This window comes from Terriglobus roseus, from assembly GCF_900102185.1.
Taxonomy (GTDB): domain Bacteria; phylum Acidobacteriota; class Terriglobia; order Terriglobales; family Acidobacteriaceae; genus Terriglobus; species Terriglobus roseus_A.
Genome location: NZ_LT629690.1, coordinates 1,745,098 through 1,767,607, shown reverse-complemented (window position 1 = coordinate 1,767,607; position 22,510 = coordinate 1,745,098). Strand labels below are relative to the sequence as shown.

The window sequence follows — 22,510 nt, the reverse complement described above, 5'->3', positions numbered from 1 at the left end:
AAAGAAAATACGCGAGGAAGAACTCAGAAGGAATCGCGTCTGCATTGATGCTACATCCTGTAATGACAGCTGCAGCCACGCCAACGCCGGTCATTCCAATTCACGCGAAAAACCGGCCTACCGCTCGCCCCACTTCAGCTTCGACCGCAGCACATTAAACAAACCATGCTCGCCCAACCGAATCAGCCGCACGGAATACTGCGAGCGACGGACATGTAACTCATCTGACAGCTTCAATTCCACGGCTTCCTGCCCATCCACAGTCAGGAAAGTCTGGTCCGCAATTCCCACCACCGAGATGCAAATCTCCGTATCCGCCGGCGTCACAATCGGGCGAAGCGTCAGCAGATGCGGACAGATCGGCGTCACCACCATCGCATCCACGCTGCCCATCACAATCGGCCCATTCGCCGCAAGGCTGTACGCCGTCGATCCCGTAGGTGTGGCAACAATCACACCGTCCGCACGGAACCGAGCCACACTCTGGCCGCCGATCTGAATGGAGTAATCGCCCATACGCGCAATCGCGCCCTTGCTGATCACCACATCATTCAGAGCATCCCAGGCCTGGTACACCTTACCATCGCGCCACAGCTCCGCATGCATCATGCTGCGCTGATCCACGGAGCAGGAACCCTCCTGCCAGGCATCGAATGTCTTATAGATTTCCGACAGCGGCACTTCCGTTAGGAATCCTAACGAACCAAGATTCGCGCTCAGAATCGGCGTGTCCGTCTTGGCAAACGCACGCGCCGCGGAAAGCAGCGTGCCATCGCCACCCAACACAATCACCAAGGAAGGACAACAACCAGCCATGGTGTCACGCACCATGCCGTGTTCCTTCACATACGCCGCGCTTGTCTCATCCAGATGCGCCTCAAACCCGCGCTCTTTCAGAAAGTAGATGAGCTCCGGCAACAGTGTGAAGAGTTCCGGCTTCTGCGGTTTCGAAATAATGGCAACGTGCTGCATGCCTGTTTAGTGTACTTGGCCCCAACCAGCAGCGCGTTTACGAACCAAGTTCATCATCGTTCGAAAGACAAGCCATGTGCCCGATCGCTCATCCAAATCGCGCGTACAACAGGAATTCCCGATTCCCCTCCATCCCCGTGATCGGCGAATCAATCACCTCTACCGTCTCACCGCCAGCCACACGGATCGCCTCTTTCACGCGCTCTGTCGCAATGCGATAGGCCTCTGGATCACGCACAATACCGCCCTTACCCACCCATTCACGGCCAGCCTCAAACTGTGGCTTCACCAGCACCACACACTCGCCCACCCACTTCGACTCCGGCTTCGTCAAAGCAGCCACTACAGCCGCAATCACCAGCGACGCAGAGATAAACGAAACATCCATGGAAAAGAAATTCGGCACGATATCACCAGCCAACGACGACGCCTCCTGCAACAGAGCACCAGGCTCCAGCAGCCGAGCATTCGTGCGCTCCAACAACTTCACACGCGCATCATTCCGCAACGACATCGCAAGCTGTCCATAGCCTGTATCCACCGCCAGAACAGCCACTGCACCAGCCTGCAACATGCAATCCGTAAAGCCGCCGGTAGAAGCTCCAATGTCGACACACAGCCGTCCAGCAAGATCAATCTTCCAGTGATCCAACGCGCCGCGCAGCTTCAATCCACCGCGACTGACATACGGCATGTCCTCACCCAGAATGCGAATCGCTGCATCTTCAGCCATCGCAAAGCCAGCCTTGGTCTGCTTCTGTTCGTCCACCAGCACACGGCCAGCCAGGATAAGACTCGCGGCACGTTCTCGCGAAGGAACCAGCCCTCGCTCTACCAATGCCTTATCCAAACGAACCTTTGCCATGCTTCTGCCTCCTTTTCCATCCTCGCAGAGATTGCGCAAAGCCCACACCTGCGGGTTACACTCAACGGGAGGTCAGGTCGCCTTTGCGGATTCGCATCCAGTTCTGGAAACGCACACCGACTGAGGATGCGCTGACTTCTTCCACGCCCATGGCATCATCAGAATTTTCTTTCGGCAACATCACACCGCGCCCTAATCCTGCGGAACCTTTCGCGCGCTCCTTCGCCCGCGAAAGCGAAGTGCTTCCGGCCAGCGATGACAACTTCCTCCTGCGCGGCGTTCAACGTGGCGACGAAGCGGCCATCGCACAACTCTTCGACCGCTATTCCAAGCTCGTCTACTCCGTAGCTCTCCGCGTTCTGCGTGATCCGTCCGCTGCGGAAGACGTCCTGCATGAGACCTTCCTGAACCTCTGGAGCCAGTCAGAGTCGTACAACGACGCAACCACATCGCTTGGCGGATGGCTTGCCGTGTCTGCTCGCAATCGTTCATTGGACACGCTGCGCCGCAAGAAAACAGACGCAAAGGTCGAAGAGTTCCAACTGCCTGCAGCAGTCCGGCTCGCAGAAGAAGCGGATCGCACCGCGACACTTGAACGCACCCGTGCAGCTTTGCTACGTCTGCCCGCCGAGCAGCGCAAGGCGCTTGACATGGCTTACTTCGACGGCCTCACCCACACAGAAATCGCCGAGCTCACAAGCGAACCTGCTGCCACCGTGAAAACACGGATCCGCACCGGCTTCCTTCAGCTCAGAAAGGCGATGCAGCTATGATCCGGCAGCAACCCGTCACCGCTGAAGACCTTTACCTGTTCGCCCTGCAATTGCTGGCCCCGGAAGAGCAAACGCGTCTTCAGGATTTTCTGCAGCACTCCCCGGAAGCTCGCAAAGAACTCGCCAACGTTCGTGGCGACATGATTCTTCTGTCACTCACGCCGGAACAGCACACGCCGCCCGCACTCTGCCGTCAACGATTGCTGAAACAGATTGCACGCGGCAAGAAGTCCGCCTCCGCTGTTCACTCAGTCGCAGATCGCGCCACCGCGCAGCACACCATCGCAACCGATCCAATTCTTGCGCCGGAACCCGTGCCTGATCGCCTCAGCGCCATCCGTGATGACAGCTATACGCCGTCTCCAGAGGCCTCGCTGCCCTTCCGCTCCTTCCAGGAAGATGAGCCGCAGAGCGGCCTGCTTTCCAGGCTTCTGCCATGGGCAGGATGGGCCTTGGCTGCGGGTCTCGCTGTAAGCACCTTCACCATGTGGCACAAGTCCGAATCGCTTCAAGAGACAACCACCGCTGCAAACGCGAAGGCAACACGCATCGCTTCCGAGTCGGACAACTCCCTGCGCGTTCTCGACGTACTTCGCAACAGCGCAGCACAGCGTTTCCAGCTCACCAAGCAGAGCTCCCAGCCCATTCCCAACGCACGCGTCACGTACGTGTCAGAAACGGGCTCGCTCATCTTCCAGGGCGCAAACCTCGACCAGGTGCCCGCAGGCAAGGTCTACGAACTCTGGCTCATTCCCGTGGGCGAAGGGCGCACGCCCATCCCCGCAGGCACCTTCCGTCCTGACGAACGCGGCTACGCCAGCATCGTTCTGCCTGACATTCCCAAGGGCGTCGTTGCGGGTACGTTTGGCGTCACCATGGAAGAAGAAGGTGGAGCGAAGAATCCTACGCTGCCAATTCTCATGATCGGCGCATAAGCCAAAAACACAATCAGCACAAAGTAAAAGGGGGACCCCGAAGGGTCCCCCTTTTTAGCGGTCTAGGAATTACTGCGAGACGCGGATTCCAATACCCTTACCCTGCAATTGGATGGTCGACGTCACAACGTCTGTATCCGTACGGATCATCGTCAGCGTCTGTGTATCCGCTGCAGTCACCAGAATCTTGCCGGTAGGATTGCCCGCAACAGCCTGAATCCAGTTCAGCGAACCGCCCACGGTAATGGTCTTGGTAGCCACCATGGTGTTCATGTCCACAACTGTGACCGTACCATCGGCATTCGCAACGTAAGCCTTGCTCAGGTCAGACAGAATCGCAACCTGGACAGGATTCACGCCCACCGGAACCGTTGAAAGTACGGTGCCGAAATTCGCGGCATCCGCCGGATTGTTCGGGTCGCAGGCTGCATTGCCCGGCAGCGCAACCTGGTTGCAGAGCGCCACGTTGATGATGCTCAGCGAACCAGCAGACGTTCCAGTGCCCTTGTTCAGCACGGCAATCTCATTCACCGCAGGAGCCACATCCGCCCAGATCGGGTTCGATCCAACGGTGATGGTCTTATCCAGGTTATTGCCCACAGTGTTGATCACGGTAACGGTGCCGCTACCCTGATTCAACACAAACGCGCGACGCGCATCCGGCGTCATCACACCGTAGATGGGGCTAATACCCACAGGAATGCTTGCGGAGATCGCATTGTTCGCGGTTCCCGTACCGGCCTCAATCGCTGTCGCCGTACCCGTGCTGGTACCCGGCGTAGTGCCCTGGCTCAGCGTGTACACGCGCGTCGCGGAAGGGTTAGCAATCGTGTACACGGGATTCGCCGGTACCGGAAGCTCCTGACGGATCGTCGGCGGGGTTCCTGCCGACAGTACGGCAACCTTGCTGGTCGAAGGTTCGATGATGAACACCGGTCCAGCCGTGCCGTTCGTCGTAATCTGCGTCGGATTTACATTCTGCGCCAGCGACGAATGCTTCACGGTCGTGGTCATCAGACCTTCGGCAGCGCTGAATGAGTCGATAACAGAATTGCCACTATGGATGACGTACGCCTGCCCGCCAGAGTCCACCGTGAAGTACAACGGACTCGGAGCAACAGAAGCCGTGGCGGCCACGGTTTCGCCGAAAACATTGATTACAGTGGCCAAACCATCATTGCCATTGCCTGGATCGGCAATCGCTGTGGCATAGACCTGCGGCTGGGTCGAAGGCCCAACCGGATTGATCGCGCTGACAACTGGCCGATAGTTATTGCCGCAACCGGCAAGGGCCAACACCGCAATTGCGCTCAAACTGGCCGCGCTTACGCGAAATACCTGACGTGGAAGTGAAACCAAACGCTGCTCCTGCTTCGGGAGCACTGCGGCCCCGCCATCTTCAGATTGTAACGGATATAAGGGCGCAACCCCGGCACCTTTCCAGATGCCCGTAATGCATTCCTCAACCAAGAGACGAAGTTGTTCTCAAATCGTCATCGATGCAACGACAGAACGAACCATGTTTTATGCCTCTTCCTTCCCTTCCATCCACCGTTTCGCCCATCCAGCTTCCACGTGAAGACGAAGGAAGGTGTAGCTCAACATTTCATGCGCAACCCGTGTCACATGACCCCAGGTCGACAAGTTTCCGTAAGGCGCGCGCGGCGAAGTCAACACATCCAGCCCCTCACGTTCGCACAACGCCCGTATCCGAAACAGATGCGTTCCATCGCTGACCACAATCACGCGCTTCCATTGGTTCTCGCGGGCAATGCGCGCCAGTTGATCCGCCTGCTGTCCCGTATCCAGGGACACCGTCTCGGCAATGATGTGGTCATATGGCACGCCGTTCGCCAGCAGATAGTTCCGCCCAACGTCGCCTTCACTGAGGCCGTTCTTCTTATCCCCTGAGCCGCCCAGCGTCACAATGTAAGGCGCCATTCCGTGGTTATAGAGGCTCACCACATGGTCCAGCCGAGCGTGATACACCGGCGAAGGACGCCCCACATACTGCGCCGCACCAAACACTGCAATCGCATCGGAAGGCGCTGCCTGATCCTCTTGTGCCACACGGTCAATGCGCACATACAAACTGGCAAACCACACTGCGGCAATCAGCGCGATCACCACCAGCAGCGTTCGGAATGGATGTCCGCCGCCATTTTGCCGTCTTCCGTGTCGTCGTGCCATGTGCCTTTCGTTAGTGCTGCAGTGCCAGCGCAATCTCATGCGTGGGAATCGCACCCTCACGCAAAATCATCCACGAGTTGCCGCCGCCACTCAGATCTACAATCGTCGTCGGCACTGTCCGCGCCGTCGGTCCACCATCCACAATCAGCGGAATCTTATCGCCCAACTGCTCCCGCACGCACCGCGCATTGGAGCATTCAGGATGCCCGGCCAGGTTCGCGGAAGTCGCCGTAATCGGCAGTCCCAAACGATCCACCACGGCCCGTGCAATGGGAGCCTCCGGGACACGGATCGCCACATTGCCGGTATACGCCGTCACCCTCAAAGGCAGCTTCGAACCAGCCTTCACAATGATCGTCAGCGGCCCCGGCCAGAATCGTTCCGCAAGCTTGTCAAAGGCGCTATCCAGTCCCCGGGCCAGTTCGTATCCCTGTGCAGTACTGCCCACCAGGAGCGACAACGGCTTATGCTTTGCGCGGCTCTTCAACTCGTAAATCTGCTCTACCGCACGCAGATTCACCGGGTCTACGGCCAAACCGTAGAACGTGTCCGTGGGCAGCGCCACCACCTGGCCACGCTCCACACACTGCGACACATAGCCCACCAGCTCCGCTTCCGGTTCATCCGGATGAATCCGCAACACTTCTGCCGACATGCACACTCCCGAAGCTCCGCGAAGAGCCTCAACCCGCAGCATCGCCCAAACCACACGGGAACGCAAGCAGCCACAATAACTTAATCCGTATCAAGGCTCAAACCACCGAAAGCCGTCATCCGGAACGAGCCGAAGCCGCCTTCCCATCCATCACCGCAAATGCCAAAGCGAAAGCCTCGATACACTTACCAGAAGCAATGCCCGAACGAATCACAAGCCGCACCAACGCCCGCGTCAAAGCGCTTCGCGCTGCGCTGACCACACGCAAGTCCGACCGCATCGGCATCGAAGGCTTCCATCTCATCCGCGAGGCCATCGCCAGCGGCCTGCAACTCGACACCCTCTACCTCCGCGAAGACCACGCGCACCTCCTGCGCGACCTCCCGGAAGACGCCGCCCGCGAAGTCCTGCTGCTCAGCCCCGACGCCTTCCAGGCCGCCACCGAAACCGAAAACGCCCAAGGCGCCGCCGCTCTCCTCGAACGCCCCGAACTCCCCTACGCCCCGCGCACCGGCGACCTCATCCTCATCGCCGACGGCCTGCAGGACCCCGGCAATCTCGGCACCCTCATCCGCTCCGCCGAAGCCTTTGGAGCCTCCGCCGTCGCCCTCACACCCGGCACCGTCGATCCCTGGAACGGCAAATGCCTCCGCGCCGCCGCCGGAGCAGCCTTCCGCGTCCCGCTTCCGCGCTGCGATGCCGACTTCCTCGCAGCCCTCAAAGCCGTAGACACCCAACTCTTGGCCGCAGTAGCCAAAGACGGCGAAGCCGCCCACGCCACCGACCTCCGCGGCACCATCGCCCTCATCATCGGCAATGAAGGCGCAGGCGTCTCCGAGAAAATGCTCACCATCTGCGACAAGCAAATCACCTTAGCCACCACCGGCCCCACAGAAAGCCTCAACGCCGCCGTAGCTGGCTCCCTTCTGCTCTACGAAGCATCCCAACAGAGGAACTTCAAATGAGCAGCCTCTTCGCCCATCTCGAACCCGCCACACCGCTGAACCGCCGCGACATCCCGCTACCCGAGCGCATGCGCCCCACCACGCTCGACGAATTCGCCGGACAGAAACACCTCATCGGCCCCGGCAAACCCCTGCGCCTCGCCATCGACCGCGGCGAACCCGGCTCCATGATCTTCTGGGGCCCTCCCGGCACGGGCAAAACCACGCTGGCAAAAATCATCGCGCGCACCACCTCCGCCACCTTCATCGAGTTCTCCGCCGTCACATCCGGCATAAAAGAAATCAAGCAGGTCATGTCCGATGCGGAACGCGCCGCCGCCTCCGGCTCCCGCACCATCCTCTTCGTCGACGAAATTCATCGCTTCAACAAGGCCCAGCAGGACGCCTTCCTGCCCTTCGTCGAACGCGGCGCCATCCGTCTCATCGGCGCCACGACAGAGAACCCATCCTTCGAAGTCAACGCCGCACTGCTCTCCCGTTGCCGCGTCTACGTCCTGCAATCCATCCCCGACGCAGAGATCGTAGCGCTCCTCCAACGAGCCCTCACCGACGAAGACCGCGGCCTAGGCAGCCTTCAACTCACCGCAGCCGAAGGCGCTCTCGAAGCCATCGCATCGTTCTCCAACGGCGACGCCCGCTACGCTCTCAACGCCCTCGAAACCGCCGCATCGCTGCTCATCGGACGCGGCGAAACCACGCTCACGCGCGAAGCCGTAGGCGACGCCCTCCAGCAACGCACGCTCCTCTACGACAAGAACGGCGAGCAGCACTACGACCTCATCAGCGCGCTCCACAAAAGCGTGCGCAACTCCGACGTCGACGCCTCGCTCTACTGGCTCCGCCGCATGTTAGCCGCAGGCGAAGACCCCATGTACGTTGCCAGAAGAGTCGTCCGCATGGCAGTAGAGGACATCGGATTAGCCGCACCAGAAGCGCTCAATCTCACGCTCTCAGCTCAACAGGCAATGCATCTTCTCGGCTCACCCGAAGGCGAACTCGCACTCGCACAGGCCGTCGTCTATCTCGCGCTCGCACCCAAATCCAACGCCGTCTACGTCGCCTTCAACGAGACTGCAGCAGACGTGAACGCCACCGGCGCACAACCCGTCCCGTTGCATCTGCGCAACGCCCCCACACGCCTGCTGAAGAACCTCAACTACGGCAAGGACTACCAGTACGCGCACGATCTCCCCGGCAAAGTCGCCGACATGCAATGCCTACCCGAAGGCCTCGAAGATCGCCGTTACTATCGCCCCACCGATCAAGGCCGCGAACGCCAGCTATCGCAACGCATGGAAGAAATCGCCCGCGCCAAAGCCGAAGCTGCAAATCAAAACAACAAGCGTAAGTAACAAAGGACAGCCCGCAGACTATATGCGGGCTGTCCTTCAAGTAGTTACTTACTGTAGATCCGACTTAGTCGTCGTCCCCATCGCCGTTGTACTTCTTCGCAACCTTCACCAACGGCCCGGGCAACATCACCTTATCTTCCCCGGGATAGGGACGCGCCCATCCCGTCACCACATACCACGTGGAATGATTCAGGAAGTTCGGCTCAACCGCATCGGCCTTGTCGTACTTACCCTTCATCACCGTCGCCGTAGCCTTGAACCAGGCCTTCTCCATCGGGTTCGATGAAACAGCCTGAGCCCCCTTCAACCCAGGCCCATGATCCAGCGGCAGAACTGCAGGCACAACGTCATACGGGGTCAGATCAGGCGTGTTCTGGAACGCGTCAAACATCGGCGAAGCAACCAGATCAAACTGCGTCAACGGCTGCGTGCCAAGAATGTTTTCAATCGTCCGGTTGATGTTCTCTGCGGTATACGTCGTGTGAATCGCCTTGCCCTCACCAGGCGTCTGCGACGCAACCGTGTAGGGGCTGATGATAAAGACCGGTTGACGATGTCCATCCACGTGATCCGCGCCACCCTGCGAATCATCTTCCTCAACAAAGATGGCCGAATCTCCCCACACCTTGCTGTGACTAATCGCTTCAACCATGCGGCCAAGCGCCAGATCATTGTCCGCCTGATAACTCATCGGATCAGGCATTCCCTTCGAAGCACCCGCCGTGTGGTCATTCGGAAGCCAAAGAATGGTTAAGTTAGGTACCTTTCCCGCGGAATCCATCGCCTGAAAATCTTTGATCCAGTAATCCACGCGATATTGGTCGGGAATATTCAGGTTGAACGGCGGATAGTGCGGGTCCATGATCTTTGCCGCAGACGGAATCACCGAACTCACATGAATAGCATCATCCGGAACAACGCAACTGGAAGCCGGAGCCTTCCCTTCCTTGCATAGCGAAGTGTTATAGAAATCCGTCCACGTATACGCTGAGCCATCGGACTTATGCGCAATCGTAGCGCCGCTGCTCCATTCGCCATACAGCTTCGCGGTTAGTCCCTTAGCCTCGAGCCCCGTCCACAAAAATCCCATGGGCGTATACGTTAATGGATCCTCTGCACCACCACCCGGATACGAACGAATCCAATCCGGCGACAGAATGTCGTTGGAATAAAACGAGCCCGACATACCAATCCACGGATGACCATCTGCCGACTGACGGCTCGGCGCATACACGTTGTCCAACAGCGGGAACCGCTTCACCATCGCATGCTGATTCGGCACAGCAGAAGCAAACATCGCCAACTCAGGCGATCCATTGCCCCACTTCACATCACCCAGCATCTGGTCGTACGTGCGGTTCTCTTTAATGATCAAAAACACATGCTTGATCAGCGAAGGTTCACCAATATGCTTTGGCACCGCGACCGCCACAGCCCGCGGATCAATGAACTCTTTCCCAACTTCAATGTTCGTCGTCAGGTTCCAGTGATTGTTATCGAACACCTGCTTGCTGAACTTCGCCAACTCCACAGAGTTTGGTTCCGCAATCAGATTTGCGACACCCATATCGCCATGCGTGTTGTAGCCGACCACATTTTCTTTGATCGTCGTATTACCGCGTGATCCCAGCCCCTTGTCATCGGCCACCAGAATCTGTTTCCGTGCCTTGTCATACGTGATGGAAGTTGGAAAGTAAGCCGTCGGAATATAACCAACAACCGGATTCGGTTCGCGCCCCTGCAGGTTCACAACCGCAACAGCATTCGCCTGCCCCAGCGTTACGTAAGCCTTGCCATCATCCGTAACGGCAACGCCATTGGGACCGGCGCCAAACGCACCACTTCCAATCGGCACGCTAAGGCTAATCGTGCGCATCACCTTATCGGTCTGAAGGTCAACGATCGAAAGACTATCGCTATAAGCATTCGCGACATAAAGCTTGGAGCCAGCGATCGCCATGCCCACCGGATGCAAACCAACAGGGATGGTCTTCACTTCCTTGCCCGCTGTCAGGTCAACAACAGACACCGTACCAGTGATCGCAAAAGCATCCTTCCGGTCCACTACGATCGCTGTACCGTCAGAATCGTTGGTGAAGTCCTCACCGGTAGCGGGACGCCCACCTTCGTTCGTCACATAGGCATAATTACCGCTCACCACAACGCTGTTCGGCACATTGCCAACAGGAATCTGCGCAATCAATTTTGCAGGAGACGATGTAAGGTCAATCACGCCGAGCGTGTTCGCAACATTCAGCGCAACATAAGCGCGCTTACCATCCGCTGAGAATGCAATGCCCCCCGGATTGATCGACTTCGCATTGTGATACGTGCGCCCATCCGCAGGCGGCTCAGGCAGTTTCACTCGCTGCTCGCTGCTAAGCAGACCTGTCTTCTTGTCCACCTTCGTAATCACAACGTGGTTGTTGTCCTGGCTGAAAAGCAGCTTCGATCCATCCGCTGAATACGTAATGCCCGTAAAGGATCCGGTGGTCGTGTCCTTCGCAGTTGCCCCAGCGTCTTCAGGCGTAAAGCGCTGCAACACTTTTCCCGCCACCGTATCGAATACGATGATCGGCTGCGGCGACCCCATCAGCAGCACAGCCGCACTATGAACCATGCGATTGGGATTGAGCGCGATTGCCTTCACGCGTACCGGCGTGCCCATCTCAACAATCTTGCCCGCGGGCGTCAGCACCTGGTTGTCGGAAACAACAATCGAACCATCCCGCTGCGGTCCCACCGTGCGATTCGGGCTGCCTACCTCAGAGTTTGCACCCGCTGCAGCCTTCCCCGTCCCCATGATTTCTTCTTTCGGGGCAGCCGTATCGAAATCCCTGCCTTTGGCGGGAGCAGGCTTCGCCTGCCCCCAGGCCAAACCAGAACCAATCAGCAGACAGGCTGAAAACAAACGAACCGTAGAACCTGTGAAGGAAGACCTCAGACGCATAGCTACTCCTTTCTCCTGTGTACGAAGCAACCATGAACAGATCATGAATGGCAATTGTCACTCATAGTTTCTTGGCGTCACGCTGATTCGTTCCTGAAATCACGATGCAACGATCCACTCGACCTTCGCTGGTCCTTTCAAAGCGAAAGCTGGCAGCACCTGTCTGCAAGGTGAAGTACTGGTCGCGCGTTTCGGGCAGTAGCTCAAATGGCTCCGAAAATCCAAAATGATAGGTCGACCCCACACTGTAGGAGCCAGACATGTAGGGTTTCCCGTCTCGGATTGTGACCGTTAGTTTGTCTTGCCCATCCTTATCGGCTTGATCATAAGTTCCCTGCAGCCCTTCCAGCAAAGCCGGATCAAGTTTGATCAACGTATGCTCGGCAGGTTGAAAATCCGGCCAGGCATACTCATGGGCAATCGCACGAAGAAGCTCTGTAATAAGCTTTTCTCCCTGTTGTCCATTGGTCATAATCACGACTCCTTGTCCTTGGTCGCGATACGCTTCCAGCACGGAGACGAAGCCTGTATTCACACCGAAATGATCAAAACGAGGCGTTGCACCCGGCTTCTCAACTTCGAAACCTAAACCCCAATTGTCCTTCTGGCGAGTCAGCATATCCTTCGCCAAAGCTTGCGTCAGAATCCTATCGGATGTTCCGGCATATTCCTTTTGCATTTCAATTGCTGCGCGCGCAAGGTCGGAGGGCGTCGACCATAAGCCTCCAGCAGCCATCTCGGGGATGACGTGGAAACCACCGGGGAGAGGCGAACCATGTGATCCGTATCCCAGTGCTGCGCTACTGACGAGATTGGACGGCAGTGGCTGTTCATACGTGCTGTGAGTCATGCCAATGGGGCCAAGCACCTGACTGCGCATAACTGCTGGAAAGCTCTTCCCCGTCTTCTCCATCATCAGCAACTGGACGATCATCATGCCGCCGCCTGAATAGCTATATACCGACCCAGGCACGGCCTCAACGCGCACCGGTGGTGAGGCTGCTGGTTTCAAGCCATCCAGTATCTGAACCACCGTGGGTAGCGGCTGCCCCACTTCGTAGCCGCTAAATCCATGAACACCCACGCCTGCACTATGGCTAAGGAGTCTGCGAAGCGTCACCTTCTGGTTTGTCGTGAACTCATTCTCAGGAACGTGCCATAAGCGAAGTTCGTCATTTACATTCTCATCAAGCTTGAGCTTGCCACTTCGTACCAGGCTAAGCGCGCCGAGCGCGGCAATCGGTTTGCTGATGGAGCCCGCCTGAAAGAGTGTCTCCGGGGTTACCAAACGGCCTGTTTGTACGTCGGCAACACCATAAGCCTTTGTCCATTGGATCTTTCCATGATCGAAGTAGGCAATGCTGATACCCGGCACATGGTAGTAGCGCATCCTGTCGGTCAGGAGCATTCCGGCCACAGGCTGGCCTTTGATAATCACAGAAGGCAGTAACCCATTCTCAATATGAGAAATCTCAGTCTGTGTGCCAGCACTGGGTGCGGGCTGTTGTGCTTGCGCCCGATACAGCAGCGACATTGCTACGGATGCGATGACGAGCAAGCAGGTACGTTGAGACCACTCAATTCTGCGCATAGAGCCTCGCGAGGACTAGATCTTCTAGTGCGTTCGAAGAGCGTTGCAAAGAGACCCGGGATCTGCCAAGGGTCACGATTATTACTTCGGTTGATGTTGAATTGGCTTTGTCCATCGGCTTTTCCACTAGAACTTCTATGGGAATGTGCGTACTCCACTCGATGTTCTATGGGACGACGATCGCAGAAAATAATTGCAAACGATAATCAGGACTGTCCGAGAGTGAACACCGATGGAAAACTCAGAGCCATCTTCGGCTCCGTAGTTTCAAGATGCACTGGATGAACGAACGCGGAAGCGTTCATGCAGCCCGCAAAAACCTCACCATCCGCGGCCGTCCGGTTCCGCATTGCTTCCTCCCGGTGCTGCTCCTGGAACTACGCCACCCGCACCGCGATGAATGACAGCCAACGCCACGCCGAAGGCGTCGAGAACCGCACGAAGTGCCCTGTCAAGCCCCTAAGCCACTCAACTCCAACAAACCAAAAGAAATAGAGTTGGCAGGTTATTTCCGCGAAACCACTAAAATAGAACCAGACAGCAAAAGGGCCGCGCTAAGCGCGGCCCTAACTCTTTTAGAAAGACGATTTTGCCTCTAACTCCAATGGGCAGACGATTTTACAACTACTCAAACCGTAAACCCAATAGAAAGACGATTTTAGAAAAACAGGGGGGAGGGGGGTACCCCTCTCCCTGACTATCCGCGCAACGAAACCAGTTGCTCCGTCATGATCTGGGTCAGTTCCGGCTTCTTCAGTCCATGAACTTCTTCGTTGTACTTGTCGACCTTCGACGACCAGTTCATCGAGCAGAACTTCGGTCCGCACATGCTGCAGAACGCCGCTTCCTTGTAATAGTCGTCGGGCAGTGTCTCATCGTGCATACCGCGAGCGGTTTCAGGGTCAAGCGACAGGTCAAACTGCGCATCCCAGTCGAACGTGTAACGAGCGTGGCTGATCGCATCATCACGATCACGCGCACCCGGACGATGCCGCGCAATATCCGCAGCATGAGCCGCAATCTTGTACGCGATGATGCCGTCCTTCACGTCCTTCTCGTTCGGCAGTCCGAGGTGTTCCTTCGGTGTCACGTAGCAGAGCATCGCCGCGCCGTGCCAGCCAATCATCGCCGCACCAATCGCACTGGTGATGTGGTCATAGCCAGGAGCAATGTCGGTAACCAGCGGTCCCAGAACGTAGAACGGAGCGCCATCGCAAAGCTCCACTTCCTTGTCCACCTGCTCCTTGATCTTGTCCATCGGCACGTGGCCAGGACCTTCGATCATCACCTGCACATCATGCTTCCACGCACTGCGCGTCAACTCGCCCAATGTCGCCAACTCGGCAAACTGCGCTTCGTCGCTGGCATCGGCAACGCATCCTGGACGCAGGCCGTCACCAAACGAGTAGCTGACGTCGTACTTCGCCATCAGCTTGTGGATGCGTTCGATGTTCTCGTACAGGAAGTTCTGCTTGTGATTGCTCGTCATCCACTGCGCCATAATCGCGCCGCCGCGCGACACGATACCTGTGATGCGCTTCGACACCATCGGCACATACTGGATCAACACACCAGCATGGATCGTGAAGTAGTCCACGCCTTGCTGCGCCTGCTCTTCCAGCACGTCCATGTAGATGTCGATGTTGAGATCCTCAACACGCTTCACACGCGAAAGCGCCTCATACAACGGCACTGTTCCGATGGGCACGGGCGAATGCCGCAGAATGGCCTCGCGGATCATCGGGATATCGCCACCGGTCGACAGGTCCATCACCGTATCCGCGCCATAGTGAACAGCGGTATGCAGCTTACGCAGCTCCTCATCCACATTGCTGGTGATGGCGCTGTTGCCAATATTGGCGTTGATCTTGCACAGCGAACCTACGCCAATGCACATCGGCTCCAGCTCAACATGGTTGATGTTCGCCGGGATAATCATCGTTCCCTTGGCGATCTCCTGCCGGATGAACTCGGCCTCCAGCTTCTCCTTGTGCGCAACGTAAGCCATCTCTTCCGTGATCAGGCCCTTACGCGCGAAGTGCATCTGGCTCATGTTCCAGTCGCCGGTCTTGGCGGCTTCAGCCTTGCGGTTCACAATCCATTGCTCGCGCGGCTTTGGAACGGTGTAGTCGTTCCCGTTATGCTTGTGCCCGTTCGTCGATGTGCTCATGGATTCGTGTCTCCTGCCCAGATGCCATTTCTCGGCATAGCTGTAAGGCGAAGTATATCGTCAATGTAGGCCAAACATCGCCTCCGCCAGTCCGGTAACCGTAGCATCGCCACAGGTGCAGGAGTAGAATCGCAGGTAGCTTATGTCCCAGTCAGGCCGTTCCTCCGTCAAGGTCATCGTCGCCACCGTCGTCATCGTCGGTGCTGTGCTGTTCCTCGCCATTGCGGGCGCGCGTGACAGCAAGGCCACCAGCTACTACTGCACCATCGGCGAACTCCAGACCATGGGCCAGAAGGCCTACAAGCGCAACCTGCGCGTAGCCGGCAACGTGAAGCCCGGCTCCATCCAGCGCACAGGCACGCACGCCCAGTTCGTGCTGCTGGAACAAGGCAAGGAACTCTCCGTGAACTACCAGGGCACGGAACCGCCGCCAGACACCTTTAAGGACGATGCCCAGGCACTAGCCATGGGCCACCTCGGCCGCGACGGCGTCTTCCAGGCCACCGAACTCCAGGCCAAGTGCGCCAGCAAGTACGCCCCCGCCCCCAACGGAGCCAAGCCCGGCACCCAACCCGCCGGAACTCCGAGCGCCGCTCCAACAGCTACCCTTGTTGCGCCTCTGAAGTAGCTTTAGACCGTAGGCGGCGGCACGTAAGCTGGTGGCGTCGGAAGAGCTCCGTACAGTTCTTCGGCATCCGGAACGACGTAGTCGTGCAGGAAGTACTGAAAGTACGTGCCGCTGAACAGAAATGTCATCACGCCGCCAAATGCCAGGCCAACGGTCGCTTCTTCCAGCGCACTCCTCAACTTGAACGCTGCGGTGGTGTAACTGCCTAAGACAGCGATCATCCCAAAAGCTATCAGCGAGTAATAGAGCACGCGAGTGTCGCCAATACCTTGCCCGCGCGACATGAGTCCAATTGTGGCTCCCACCATCACCGCGATGAGGAACACCGCGGGTATAACGGCCACATTCACAATGGTCCAGATCAACGCGTCTTTGCGACCCGTTACCTTGCGTACCCAATTGGCCAGCACAATCATCCAGATCGAATTAAAGTAGCTGCGTGTAAGGACGGATAGGGCCAATACCCAACCCCAATGCAGACGTGGAGGCGGAAGAACGATCCGAGGATCGTGGGAAGACTTCAATTCTGGCATGGCCAACACTCTAACGACGCTTTCAACCCAAGCTCAAGCAGATTCCGCACTTTATACTGAAAGCCGATGCAGTCCATTCCCAATTTGGCAGCAGAGGTCACAAACCTCTCCCGGCTCTACGGCAGCTTTGCCGCGCTCAAGCGTGTCTCCTGCACCTTTGAATCGGGTGGATTCCATGTCCTTCTCGGCCCCAATGGCGCAGGCAAATCCACGCTCCTCCGCACGCTTGCCGGACTCATCACCCCAACATCAGGAACGGTGAAAACACTGGGCGGAACGCCTTTCAACGAGCGTCATCGCATGGCCTACATGAGCCACGCGCCCATGCTCTACGAAGAGCTGACCGCGATGGAAAACCTGCGCTACTTCTTGCGCCTTCAGAATCCCGGCGCAACGTGCGACTGCGTTGGTTCACCAGAAATGGCATTGCGTGCAGTCGGCATCGATCCTTTCTTGACGCGTCCCGTATCGCAGTTCTCGCAGGGCATGCGCCAGCGCGTCTCAATGGCGCGCGCGTTGGTCAGCGATCCCGAACTTCTGCTACTCGACGAGCCCTTCAGCAACATGGACGTCACTGGCGCAAAGGAACTCGTCACGCTTCTCCTCGACTTCCGCACATGGCCACTCGCAGGCGGACGCAAGCGCACTGTCATCGTCACAACGCATCAGTTCGAACTCGTCCAGCACGCCGCTGATTCCGTCATCCACATGCGCCATGGCAGCATCGTTACGCCAGAGGCTGAGGCTGCGGCATGAAGACAAACGCCGCGCGCCTGCTGGACAAACTGAATATCAAGTACGAAACCCGCGAGTACGAAGTCAACCCCGACGATCTCACCGCAGGCACAGTTGCACGCAAGATCAACATGCCCGTCGAGCAGGTATTCAAAACACTCCTCTGCCGACTCAACGATGGTGAATATGTCTTCGGTGTCGTTCCCGGCAACAGCGAACTCGATCTGAAAAAGCTCGCCGTAGCAGCAGAAGCCAAGAAAGCCGAACTCGCATCGTTGAAAGACGTCGAACCACTCACCGGCTATATCCGCGGTGGTGTCACCGTTATGGGCGCGAAGAAGGCGTACCGAGCATTCGCCGATGAAACGCTGGAACTCTTCGACACCATCAGCGTCTCCGCAGGTACGCGCGGTCTGCAACTCCTGCTCGCACCCGCTGACTACATCCGCGCCGCCGAAGCCGCTGTCGCCGACCTGACCAAAGATGGGGTGACTGTCGAGTGATCTATCTCCGCACCGTCTGGCTCCACCTCAAGAAAGACCTGCAGCTTGAATGGCGCAGTCGCGAAGCCGTCGCAGGTATGCTCTTCTTCACGCTGCTCATCGCCGTGGCCTTCGCCATGGCCTTCGACCCCACCGGCTATCCCGCCATGGCTCGACAGATGAGCGGTGGCCTGCTGTGGGTAGGCTTACTCTTCGCAGCAACCACTTCGCTCAACATCTCTTGGGAACGCGAACGCCGCAATCAGGTCATGGACGCGCACCGCATGAGCGCCGCACCACCGTCCGCGCTCTTCCTCGGCAAGGCTCTGGCCAACTTCCTCTTCGTGGCATCCATCGAGGCCGTCCTGGCGCCGGTCTTTATCGTTTTTTACAACCTGCACCCGCTCGGCGAACTCAAGTGGCTCTGGCTGATCCTGCCACTGGGGACATGGGCGATTGTCGCGAACGGCACATTCTTTGCCGCACTTGGACTGCGCAGCCGCAACCGCGCACTGATGCTACCGGCGATACTCTTTCCCATTTCCATCCCTGCTCTGCTTGGCGTTACGCAGGCCACTAGCGCCGTCATCACCGGCGATTTCGAACCCGGCATGTGGGTGCGACTCATCTTCGGGTTTGACGTCATCTTCACCACCGCCTGCATCCTGCTCTTCGAAACCGTCCTTCACGCCGAATAACGCCCCGCAAATCTGCGAAGACGGTAGACTGGAAGACGATCATGAAGCGTCTCTTCTGGATGTTGTGCGGTCTGAGCGTGGCCCTGCTCGCGTGGGGTTTCTACGAAGCGGTGTTCGTTGCCCCTGTAGAAGCAACCATGGGGTCGATCTACCGGATTTTTTACTGGCACGTACCCATCAATATCTCTGCTGAGATATTCCCGTACGTCAACATGATCGCGTCGATCGGCTACCTGTGGGCGCGCCGTAAGAATCATTCCCTCGCTCTGAAGCTGGATGCGTTGGCAATCGCCACAGCCGAAATCACCGTGCTCTATGTTGGCCTCGGGCTTGCAACCGGCATGTTGTGGGGACGCCCGGTATGGGGTATTTGGTGGGCATGGGATGCTCGCCTCACCAGCGCACTCATGCTCTTCCTGCTCTACGTCAGCTATCTGCTTGTTCGCAGCTTTTCATCCAGCGGCCAGGGCCCAGTCATCGCAGCAGTTCTCAGCGTCTTCGCTGGCATTGATGTTCCCATCGTATTCATGAGCATCCGTTGGTGGCGCACGCAGCATCCAGCTCCGGTACTAACCGGCGAAGGCTCGCTGGACCCAAGCATGTGGCCCGCCTTCCTTTGGAATCTTGCGGCTTGGTTCTTCTGGGGATGCACCCTCATCTGGGCGCGTTACGCCATCGTTCGTCGTGAACAGCAGATCGCAGAACGCGCAGCCATGGAAGCACTGGAGGCATAAGCATGGAACCCACCGTTAACAGCATGCACTTCCTCTGGGCCGCCTACATCCTCGTTGCCGTTGCGAACATTGCCTTAGTCATCTGGCTTGCAGCACGCTGGTCCGCAGTGAATCGGAAGCAATCGTAACGTGAACGTAAGCCGCTCCATCGCTCTTGCTTCCCTGCCGCTGTTGCTTCTCGCAACCGGATGTCGCCGCATGCGTTTCCCTCAGCTCGCAGACAACTACCGCGAATACGCATACGTCGCGAACAACGCTGTCGGCACCGTGACGGTACTCGATTTGGTGAACTTCCGTGCCGACCGCACATTGCAGGTTGGCGCATCACCGAGTGCCATCGCCGTGAATCCCACGCGCAACGAAGTCTACGTCACCAACTCTGGCAGCAGCACCGTCACCGCTATCAACGCGGACAACAATTCCATTGCCGCCACCATCGGTGTGCAACGCGGCCCCACTGGCATTGACGTTGACCCCACAGGCAAGCGCGCTTACGTTGCCAACGCAGATTCCAACTCCGTAAGTGTCATCGATCTCGCAACACATCGCAGCATTGCAACCGCAGCCGCTGGCGTTCAGCCTGCAGTGGTGCGAGTATCGCCTGACAACCGTTCGCTTGTTGTAGCCAATCGTGGAGCGGGTTCCGTCTCTGTCTACGCCATCAGTGAAGACAACCCGTTGAAGCTTCGTTCCACTTACGACAAGTGCTCCGGCGCATCAGATATTGCCATCCTCAGCGACTCTTCCAAGGCATTCATCACCTGCCCCGGCAATGATGAAGTCATGGCCGTCAATCTCTCTTCTGCACCCGGTTCATGGGAAGCCAAGCAGGACCCCGCATCCATGCAGGACCACTTGTTAGCGCGGCTGCGCGTTGGCAAACAGCCCGGACACATTGCGCTGAAACCCGACAGCGGCGAGATCTTCGTCAGCAACTACGGCTCTGACAGCATCAGCGAAATCTCGACGTATACGAACGAAGTAGGCGGCACATATCTCATCGGCACGCAGCCTACGCATGGCATGGTCGCTGCAGACAATACATCGCTATGGGTCGCGGCCAATGGATCGGATTCCGTGAATCTCTACTCCATTGATGATGGCCGAATGTCCAACAGCATCCATACCGGCCCCGGCCCGGATGCCATGGCCATGTCTCCCGGACAACCTGTCTTGCTGGTTGCAGACTCACGCGGTGCGGACGTAGCAGTCATTCGCACACGTGCGACACGTGGTCCTGAGTTGTTCACTATGTTGCCTGCGGGACCACATCCTGTTGCCATCGCCATCAAGGCATACAAGGCGCGCTAAACAACGCGTTCGCGCACCATCTGCTCAATGCGCGAACGCACTTCTTCCTGAGACAGCGCTCCGGGATCGAAATACAGATTCAATGCAAGGCCATCCAATACAGCGCCAAACGCAGCAAAGATCGCTCGACGCTTTTGCGAGTTGTCTTCATGCAGCTCTGGCACGAGGTGCAACTTGGAATCCATTCCCTTCACGCACAGTGCTTGGTGAAGCTCCGCCAAACGCTTCTGCTTATGCGGATGCCGAATGGCGTACATTTTGAATTCCAGGTAAAGCATCACACGTTTGCGATCGCACAACATCGCTTCCATGTGATCCACAAGCGCGGCCACACGCTCTTCTCGCGATGATTCTGGTGTAAGGCGCGTGCGGTAGAATTCTCCGTCCGCTTCCATGTTCTCTTCGATTAACGCGAAAAAGAGATCTTCTTTGTCTTTAAAGTGGTCATAAAGCGCGCCACGCGTCTTTCCTGCTTCCTGCGCAATATCCTGCAGGCGAGCCACTTCAAACCCATCTCGCGCAAAGACGCGCCGAGCCGCAGCCATCAAATCTTCCCGTGTTCGGATGGCTCGTTCTTGCGTACGATGTTCGGGAGTGACTTTTCTCACAGGCAACTTATTGAATCCCCGCTATTCGATGCATCATCGTATGTGAAAGATACATGCGCGTATGTTTTCTGTGAGAACGTCCAGCCGCAGGATCTTTCGCCAAGGAGCATTCATGACCATGCCGGCCGTCAGCCGCGTGAACCAACGCACTCCCCTCGCACAGAGCGCTTCCCGTGCGGCTTTCATTCTTGCCGGAGCAAGCATTGTGCTGCTGGCAACAGGCTGCGAAAGCAAGCCAGCCGCACCGCCACAGATGGGGCCACTTCCTGTTTCCGTTGTCACGGTACAGCCGTCGGATGTTGCCCTGAACAACCAGTGGGTGGGCACACTGGATGGCTTCGTGAACGCGCAGATCCAGCCGCAGGTGACGGGTTACCTCATCCGTCAGGACTACCGCGAAGGCTCTGTCGTCAGCAAGGGCCAGGTCTTGTTTGAGATTGATCCTCGCCCATTCCAGGCAACACTCGATCAGGCCAAGGGCCAGGTTGCATCTGCAGAAGCCGCGCTGGGTCAGGCTCAGGCAGCACTGAAGCTGGCCGAGATTAACGTCACACGTGACACCCCTCTTGCAGAACAAAAGGCAATCGCACAGAGCCAGTTGGATCAGGAAGTCCAGACCAAGGCGCAAAACGAAGCCAATGTGCAGCAGGCGAAGGCGCAGATCGCAGCAGCACGCGCTGCGGAAGAAACAGCGACGATCAACCTCGGCTTCACCAAGGTGCGTTCCCTCATCTCTGGCGTTGCCGGTCAGGCCGTCACGCAGATCGGCAACCTCGTCTCGCCGCAGACTGCACTCACTTCGGTCTCGCAGCTTGATCCGGTCAAGGTGTTCTTCTCCATCAGCGATAGCGAATATCTCGCTCTGATGGGACGCAATGGCGGCACCGACGCGGATCTGCTGAAGAATGCTGGCAAGGTGCCGCTGACGCTGACTCTGGCGAATGGCGATACTTACCCGCACAAGGGCAAGATTGCTTTCATCGATCGTCAGATGAATCAGCAGACAGGCGCCATTCGTATCGCTGCAGTCTTCCCGAACCCAAACAACTTGCTACGTCCCGGTCAGTTCGGCCGCGTCTCCGCGAACACTGAGATCCGTCGCAACGCGATCACCGTACCGCAGGTCGCAGTCACCGACACTCAGGGCATGAAGCAGGTCTTCACCGTCGACGCAAACAACAAAGTTCACGTTGTTACGGTGCAGGTCGGTGCGGAGTCGGGTAAAGACTTCATCATCACCTCTGGCCTTGCCTCCGGTTCTCGTGTCGTCGTGGACAACCTGCAGAAGCTGAAGGAAGGCGTGCCTGTTGCACCGCACGCACCGGCTCCTGCCAGCGCAACACCCGCGGAAGCGAGGTAGTCC

At 57.6% G+C, this 22,510-nt stretch carries 22 protein-coding genes; 12 read left to right on the top strand and 10 right to left on the bottom strand.

The window, feature by feature from the left end; all coding sequences use genetic code 11:
• Window positions 1–117: 117 nt before the first annotated feature.
• Together BLT38_RS07545 and BLT38_RS07540 are read right to left on the bottom strand one after the other, a co-directional pair.
• Window positions 118–972 (bottom strand): NAD(+)/NADH kinase, encoded by an 855-nt coding sequence (locus BLT38_RS07545; RefSeq protein WP_083344620.1) that lies wholly within the window; start codon window positions 970–972, stop codon window positions 118–120.
• A gap of 88 nt (window positions 973–1,060) precedes the next feature.
• Window positions 1,061–1,837, bottom strand: coding sequence for a TlyA family RNA methyltransferase (locus tag BLT38_RS07540; protein WP_083344619.1), 777 nt, complete (start codon window positions 1,835–1,837; stop codon window positions 1,061–1,063).
• 83 nt (window positions 1,838–1,920) lie between these two features.
• Here BLT38_RS07540 and BLT38_RS07535 point away from each other — a divergent pair, with 83 nt between their 5' ends.
• The gene (locus BLT38_RS07535) at window positions 1,921–2,610 is read left to right on the top strand and encodes an RNA polymerase sigma factor (RefSeq protein WP_231966808.1); all 690 of its coding nucleotides are present in this window, start codon (window positions 1,921–1,923) and stop codon (window positions 2,608–2,610) included.
• Window positions 2,607–3,545: an anti-sigma factor domain-containing protein gene (locus BLT38_RS07530; RefSeq protein ID WP_083344618.1), complete on the top strand. Its 939-nt coding sequence runs from the start codon at window positions 2,607–2,609 to the stop codon at window positions 3,543–3,545. Before BLT38_RS07535 ends, BLT38_RS07530 begins: the two co-directional genes overlap by 4 nt.
• Window positions 3,546–3,614: 69 nt before the next feature.
• Here BLT38_RS07530 and BLT38_RS07525 read toward each other — a convergent pair whose 3' ends face one another.
• The 3 genes from BLT38_RS07525 to BLT38_RS07515 all read right to left on the bottom strand — a co-directional run bounded on the left by BLT38_RS07525 (window position 3,615) and on the right by BLT38_RS07515 (window position 6,390).
• Window positions 3,615–4,904 carry a YncE family protein gene (locus tag BLT38_RS07525; RefSeq protein ID WP_172838180.1) on the bottom strand — a complete coding sequence of 430 codons (1,290 nt, stop codon included), beginning with the start codon at window positions 4,902–4,904 and terminating at the stop codon, window positions 3,615–3,617.
• A gap of 165 nt (window positions 4,905–5,069) precedes the next feature.
• Window positions 5,070–5,735, bottom strand: coding sequence for a YdcF family protein (locus tag BLT38_RS07520; RefSeq protein ID WP_083344616.1), 666 nt, complete (start codon window positions 5,733–5,735; stop codon window positions 5,070–5,072).
• A gap of 10 nt (window positions 5,736–5,745) precedes the next feature.
• Window positions 5,746–6,390: an L-threonylcarbamoyladenylate synthase gene (locus tag BLT38_RS07515; protein WP_083344615.1), complete on the bottom strand. Its 645-nt coding sequence runs from the start codon at window positions 6,388–6,390 to the stop codon at window positions 5,746–5,748.
• Window positions 6,391–6,587: 197 nt separating this feature from the next.
• On the opposite strand from BLT38_RS07515, the gene BLT38_RS07510 reads away from it, so the two are divergent.
• The gene (locus tag BLT38_RS07510) at window positions 6,588–7,355 is read left to right on the top strand and encodes a TrmH family RNA methyltransferase (RefSeq protein WP_083344614.1); all 768 of its coding nucleotides are present in this window, start codon (window positions 6,588–6,590) and stop codon (window positions 7,353–7,355) included.
• Complete coding sequence (locus tag BLT38_RS07505; RefSeq protein WP_083344613.1) at window positions 7,352–8,707, top strand: replication-associated recombination protein A; 1,356 nt, start codon at window positions 7,352–7,354, stop codon at window positions 8,705–8,707. The genes BLT38_RS07510 and BLT38_RS07505 overlap by 4 nt, the downstream gene beginning before the upstream one ends.
• A 64-nt stretch (window positions 8,708–8,771) precedes the next feature.
• On the opposite strand, the gene BLT38_RS07500 is transcribed toward BLT38_RS07505, so the two are convergent.
• The 3 genes from BLT38_RS07500 to thiC form a co-directional block, all read right to left on the bottom strand.
• Window positions 8,772–11,657 carry a PD40 domain-containing protein gene (locus BLT38_RS07500; RefSeq protein WP_083344612.1) on the bottom strand — a complete coding sequence of 962 codons (2,886 nt, stop codon included), beginning with the start codon at window positions 11,655–11,657 and terminating at the stop codon, window positions 8,772–8,774.
• 61 nt (window positions 11,658–11,718) lie between these two features.
• Window positions 11,719–13,248, bottom strand: a complete 1,530-nt coding sequence (locus tag BLT38_RS07495; RefSeq protein WP_083344611.1) for a serine hydrolase domain-containing protein — start codon at window positions 13,246–13,248, stop codon at window positions 11,719–11,721.
• Window positions 13,249–13,945: 697 nt separating this feature from the next.
• Window positions 13,946–15,439, bottom strand: a complete 1,494-nt coding sequence (gene thiC, locus BLT38_RS07490) for a phosphomethylpyrimidine synthase ThiC (protein ID WP_255347728.1) — start codon at window positions 15,437–15,439, stop codon at window positions 13,946–13,948.
• A gap of 121 nt (window positions 15,440–15,560) precedes the next feature.
• Here thiC and BLT38_RS07485 point away from each other — a divergent pair, with 121 nt between their 5' ends.
• Entirely contained in the window at window positions 15,561–16,046 is a 486-nt protein-coding gene (locus BLT38_RS07485) for a cytochrome c maturation protein CcmE (RefSeq protein WP_083344610.1), read from the top strand.
• A 2-nt stretch (window positions 16,047–16,048) separates the two neighbouring features.
• On the opposite strand, the gene BLT38_RS07480 is transcribed toward BLT38_RS07485, so the two are convergent.
• A complete protein-coding gene (locus BLT38_RS07480) occupies window positions 16,049–16,579 on the bottom strand; it encodes a hypothetical protein (protein ID WP_156785048.1) in 531 nt (176 codons plus the stop codon).
• 66 nt (window positions 16,580–16,645) lie between these two features.
• Here BLT38_RS07480 and BLT38_RS07475 point away from each other — a divergent pair, with 66 nt between their 5' ends.
• Genes BLT38_RS07475 through BLT38_RS07455 form a run of 6 tightly spaced genes read left to right on the top strand, consistent with a single transcriptional unit; the run spans window position 16,646 to window position 20,539 of the window.
• Window positions 16,646–17,335, top strand: a complete 690-nt coding sequence (locus BLT38_RS07475) for an ABC transporter ATP-binding protein (RefSeq protein WP_083344608.1) — start codon at window positions 16,646–16,648, stop codon at window positions 17,333–17,335.
• Window positions 17,332–17,817 (top strand): Cys-tRNA(Pro) deacylase, encoded by a 486-nt coding sequence (gene ybaK, locus BLT38_RS07470; protein ID WP_083344607.1) that lies wholly within the window; start codon window positions 17,332–17,334, stop codon window positions 17,815–17,817. The genes BLT38_RS07475 and ybaK overlap by 4 nt, the downstream gene beginning before the upstream one ends.
• Complete coding sequence (locus BLT38_RS07465; protein WP_083344606.1) at window positions 17,814–18,494, top strand: heme exporter protein CcmB; 681 nt, start codon at window positions 17,814–17,816, stop codon at window positions 18,492–18,494. The genes ybaK and BLT38_RS07465 overlap by 4 nt, the downstream gene beginning before the upstream one ends.
• Before the next feature lie 41 nt (window positions 18,495–18,535).
• Window positions 18,536–19,228, top strand: a complete 693-nt coding sequence (ccsA, locus tag BLT38_RS07460) for a cytochrome c biogenesis protein CcsA (protein WP_083344605.1) — start codon at window positions 18,536–18,538, stop codon at window positions 19,226–19,228.
• A gap of 2 nt (window positions 19,229–19,230) precedes the next feature.
• Window positions 19,231–19,356: a hypothetical protein gene (locus BLT38_RS21020; protein WP_269456838.1), complete on the top strand. Its 126-nt coding sequence runs from the start codon at window positions 19,231–19,233 to the stop codon at window positions 19,354–19,356.
• A 1-nt stretch (window position 19,357) separates the two neighbouring features.
• Window positions 19,358–20,539 (top strand): YncE family protein, encoded by a 1,182-nt coding sequence (locus BLT38_RS07455; protein ID WP_231966807.1) that lies wholly within the window; start codon window positions 19,358–19,360, stop codon window positions 20,537–20,539.
• Here BLT38_RS07455 and BLT38_RS07450 read toward each other — a convergent pair.
• Window positions 20,536–21,084, bottom strand: coding sequence for a TetR/AcrR family transcriptional regulator (locus tag BLT38_RS07450; protein ID WP_083344604.1), 549 nt, complete (start codon window positions 21,082–21,084; stop codon window positions 20,536–20,538). The genes BLT38_RS07455 and BLT38_RS07450 overlap by 4 nt on opposite strands.
• A 175-nt stretch (window positions 21,085–21,259) precedes the next feature.
• Between BLT38_RS07450 and BLT38_RS07445 the strand changes: the two genes are divergently transcribed.
• Window positions 21,260–22,507 carry an efflux RND transporter periplasmic adaptor subunit gene (locus BLT38_RS07445; RefSeq protein ID WP_231966806.1) on the top strand — a complete coding sequence of 416 codons (1,248 nt, stop codon included), beginning with the start codon at window positions 21,260–21,262 and terminating at the stop codon, window positions 22,505–22,507.
• Window positions 22,508–22,510: the final 3 nt, after the last annotated feature.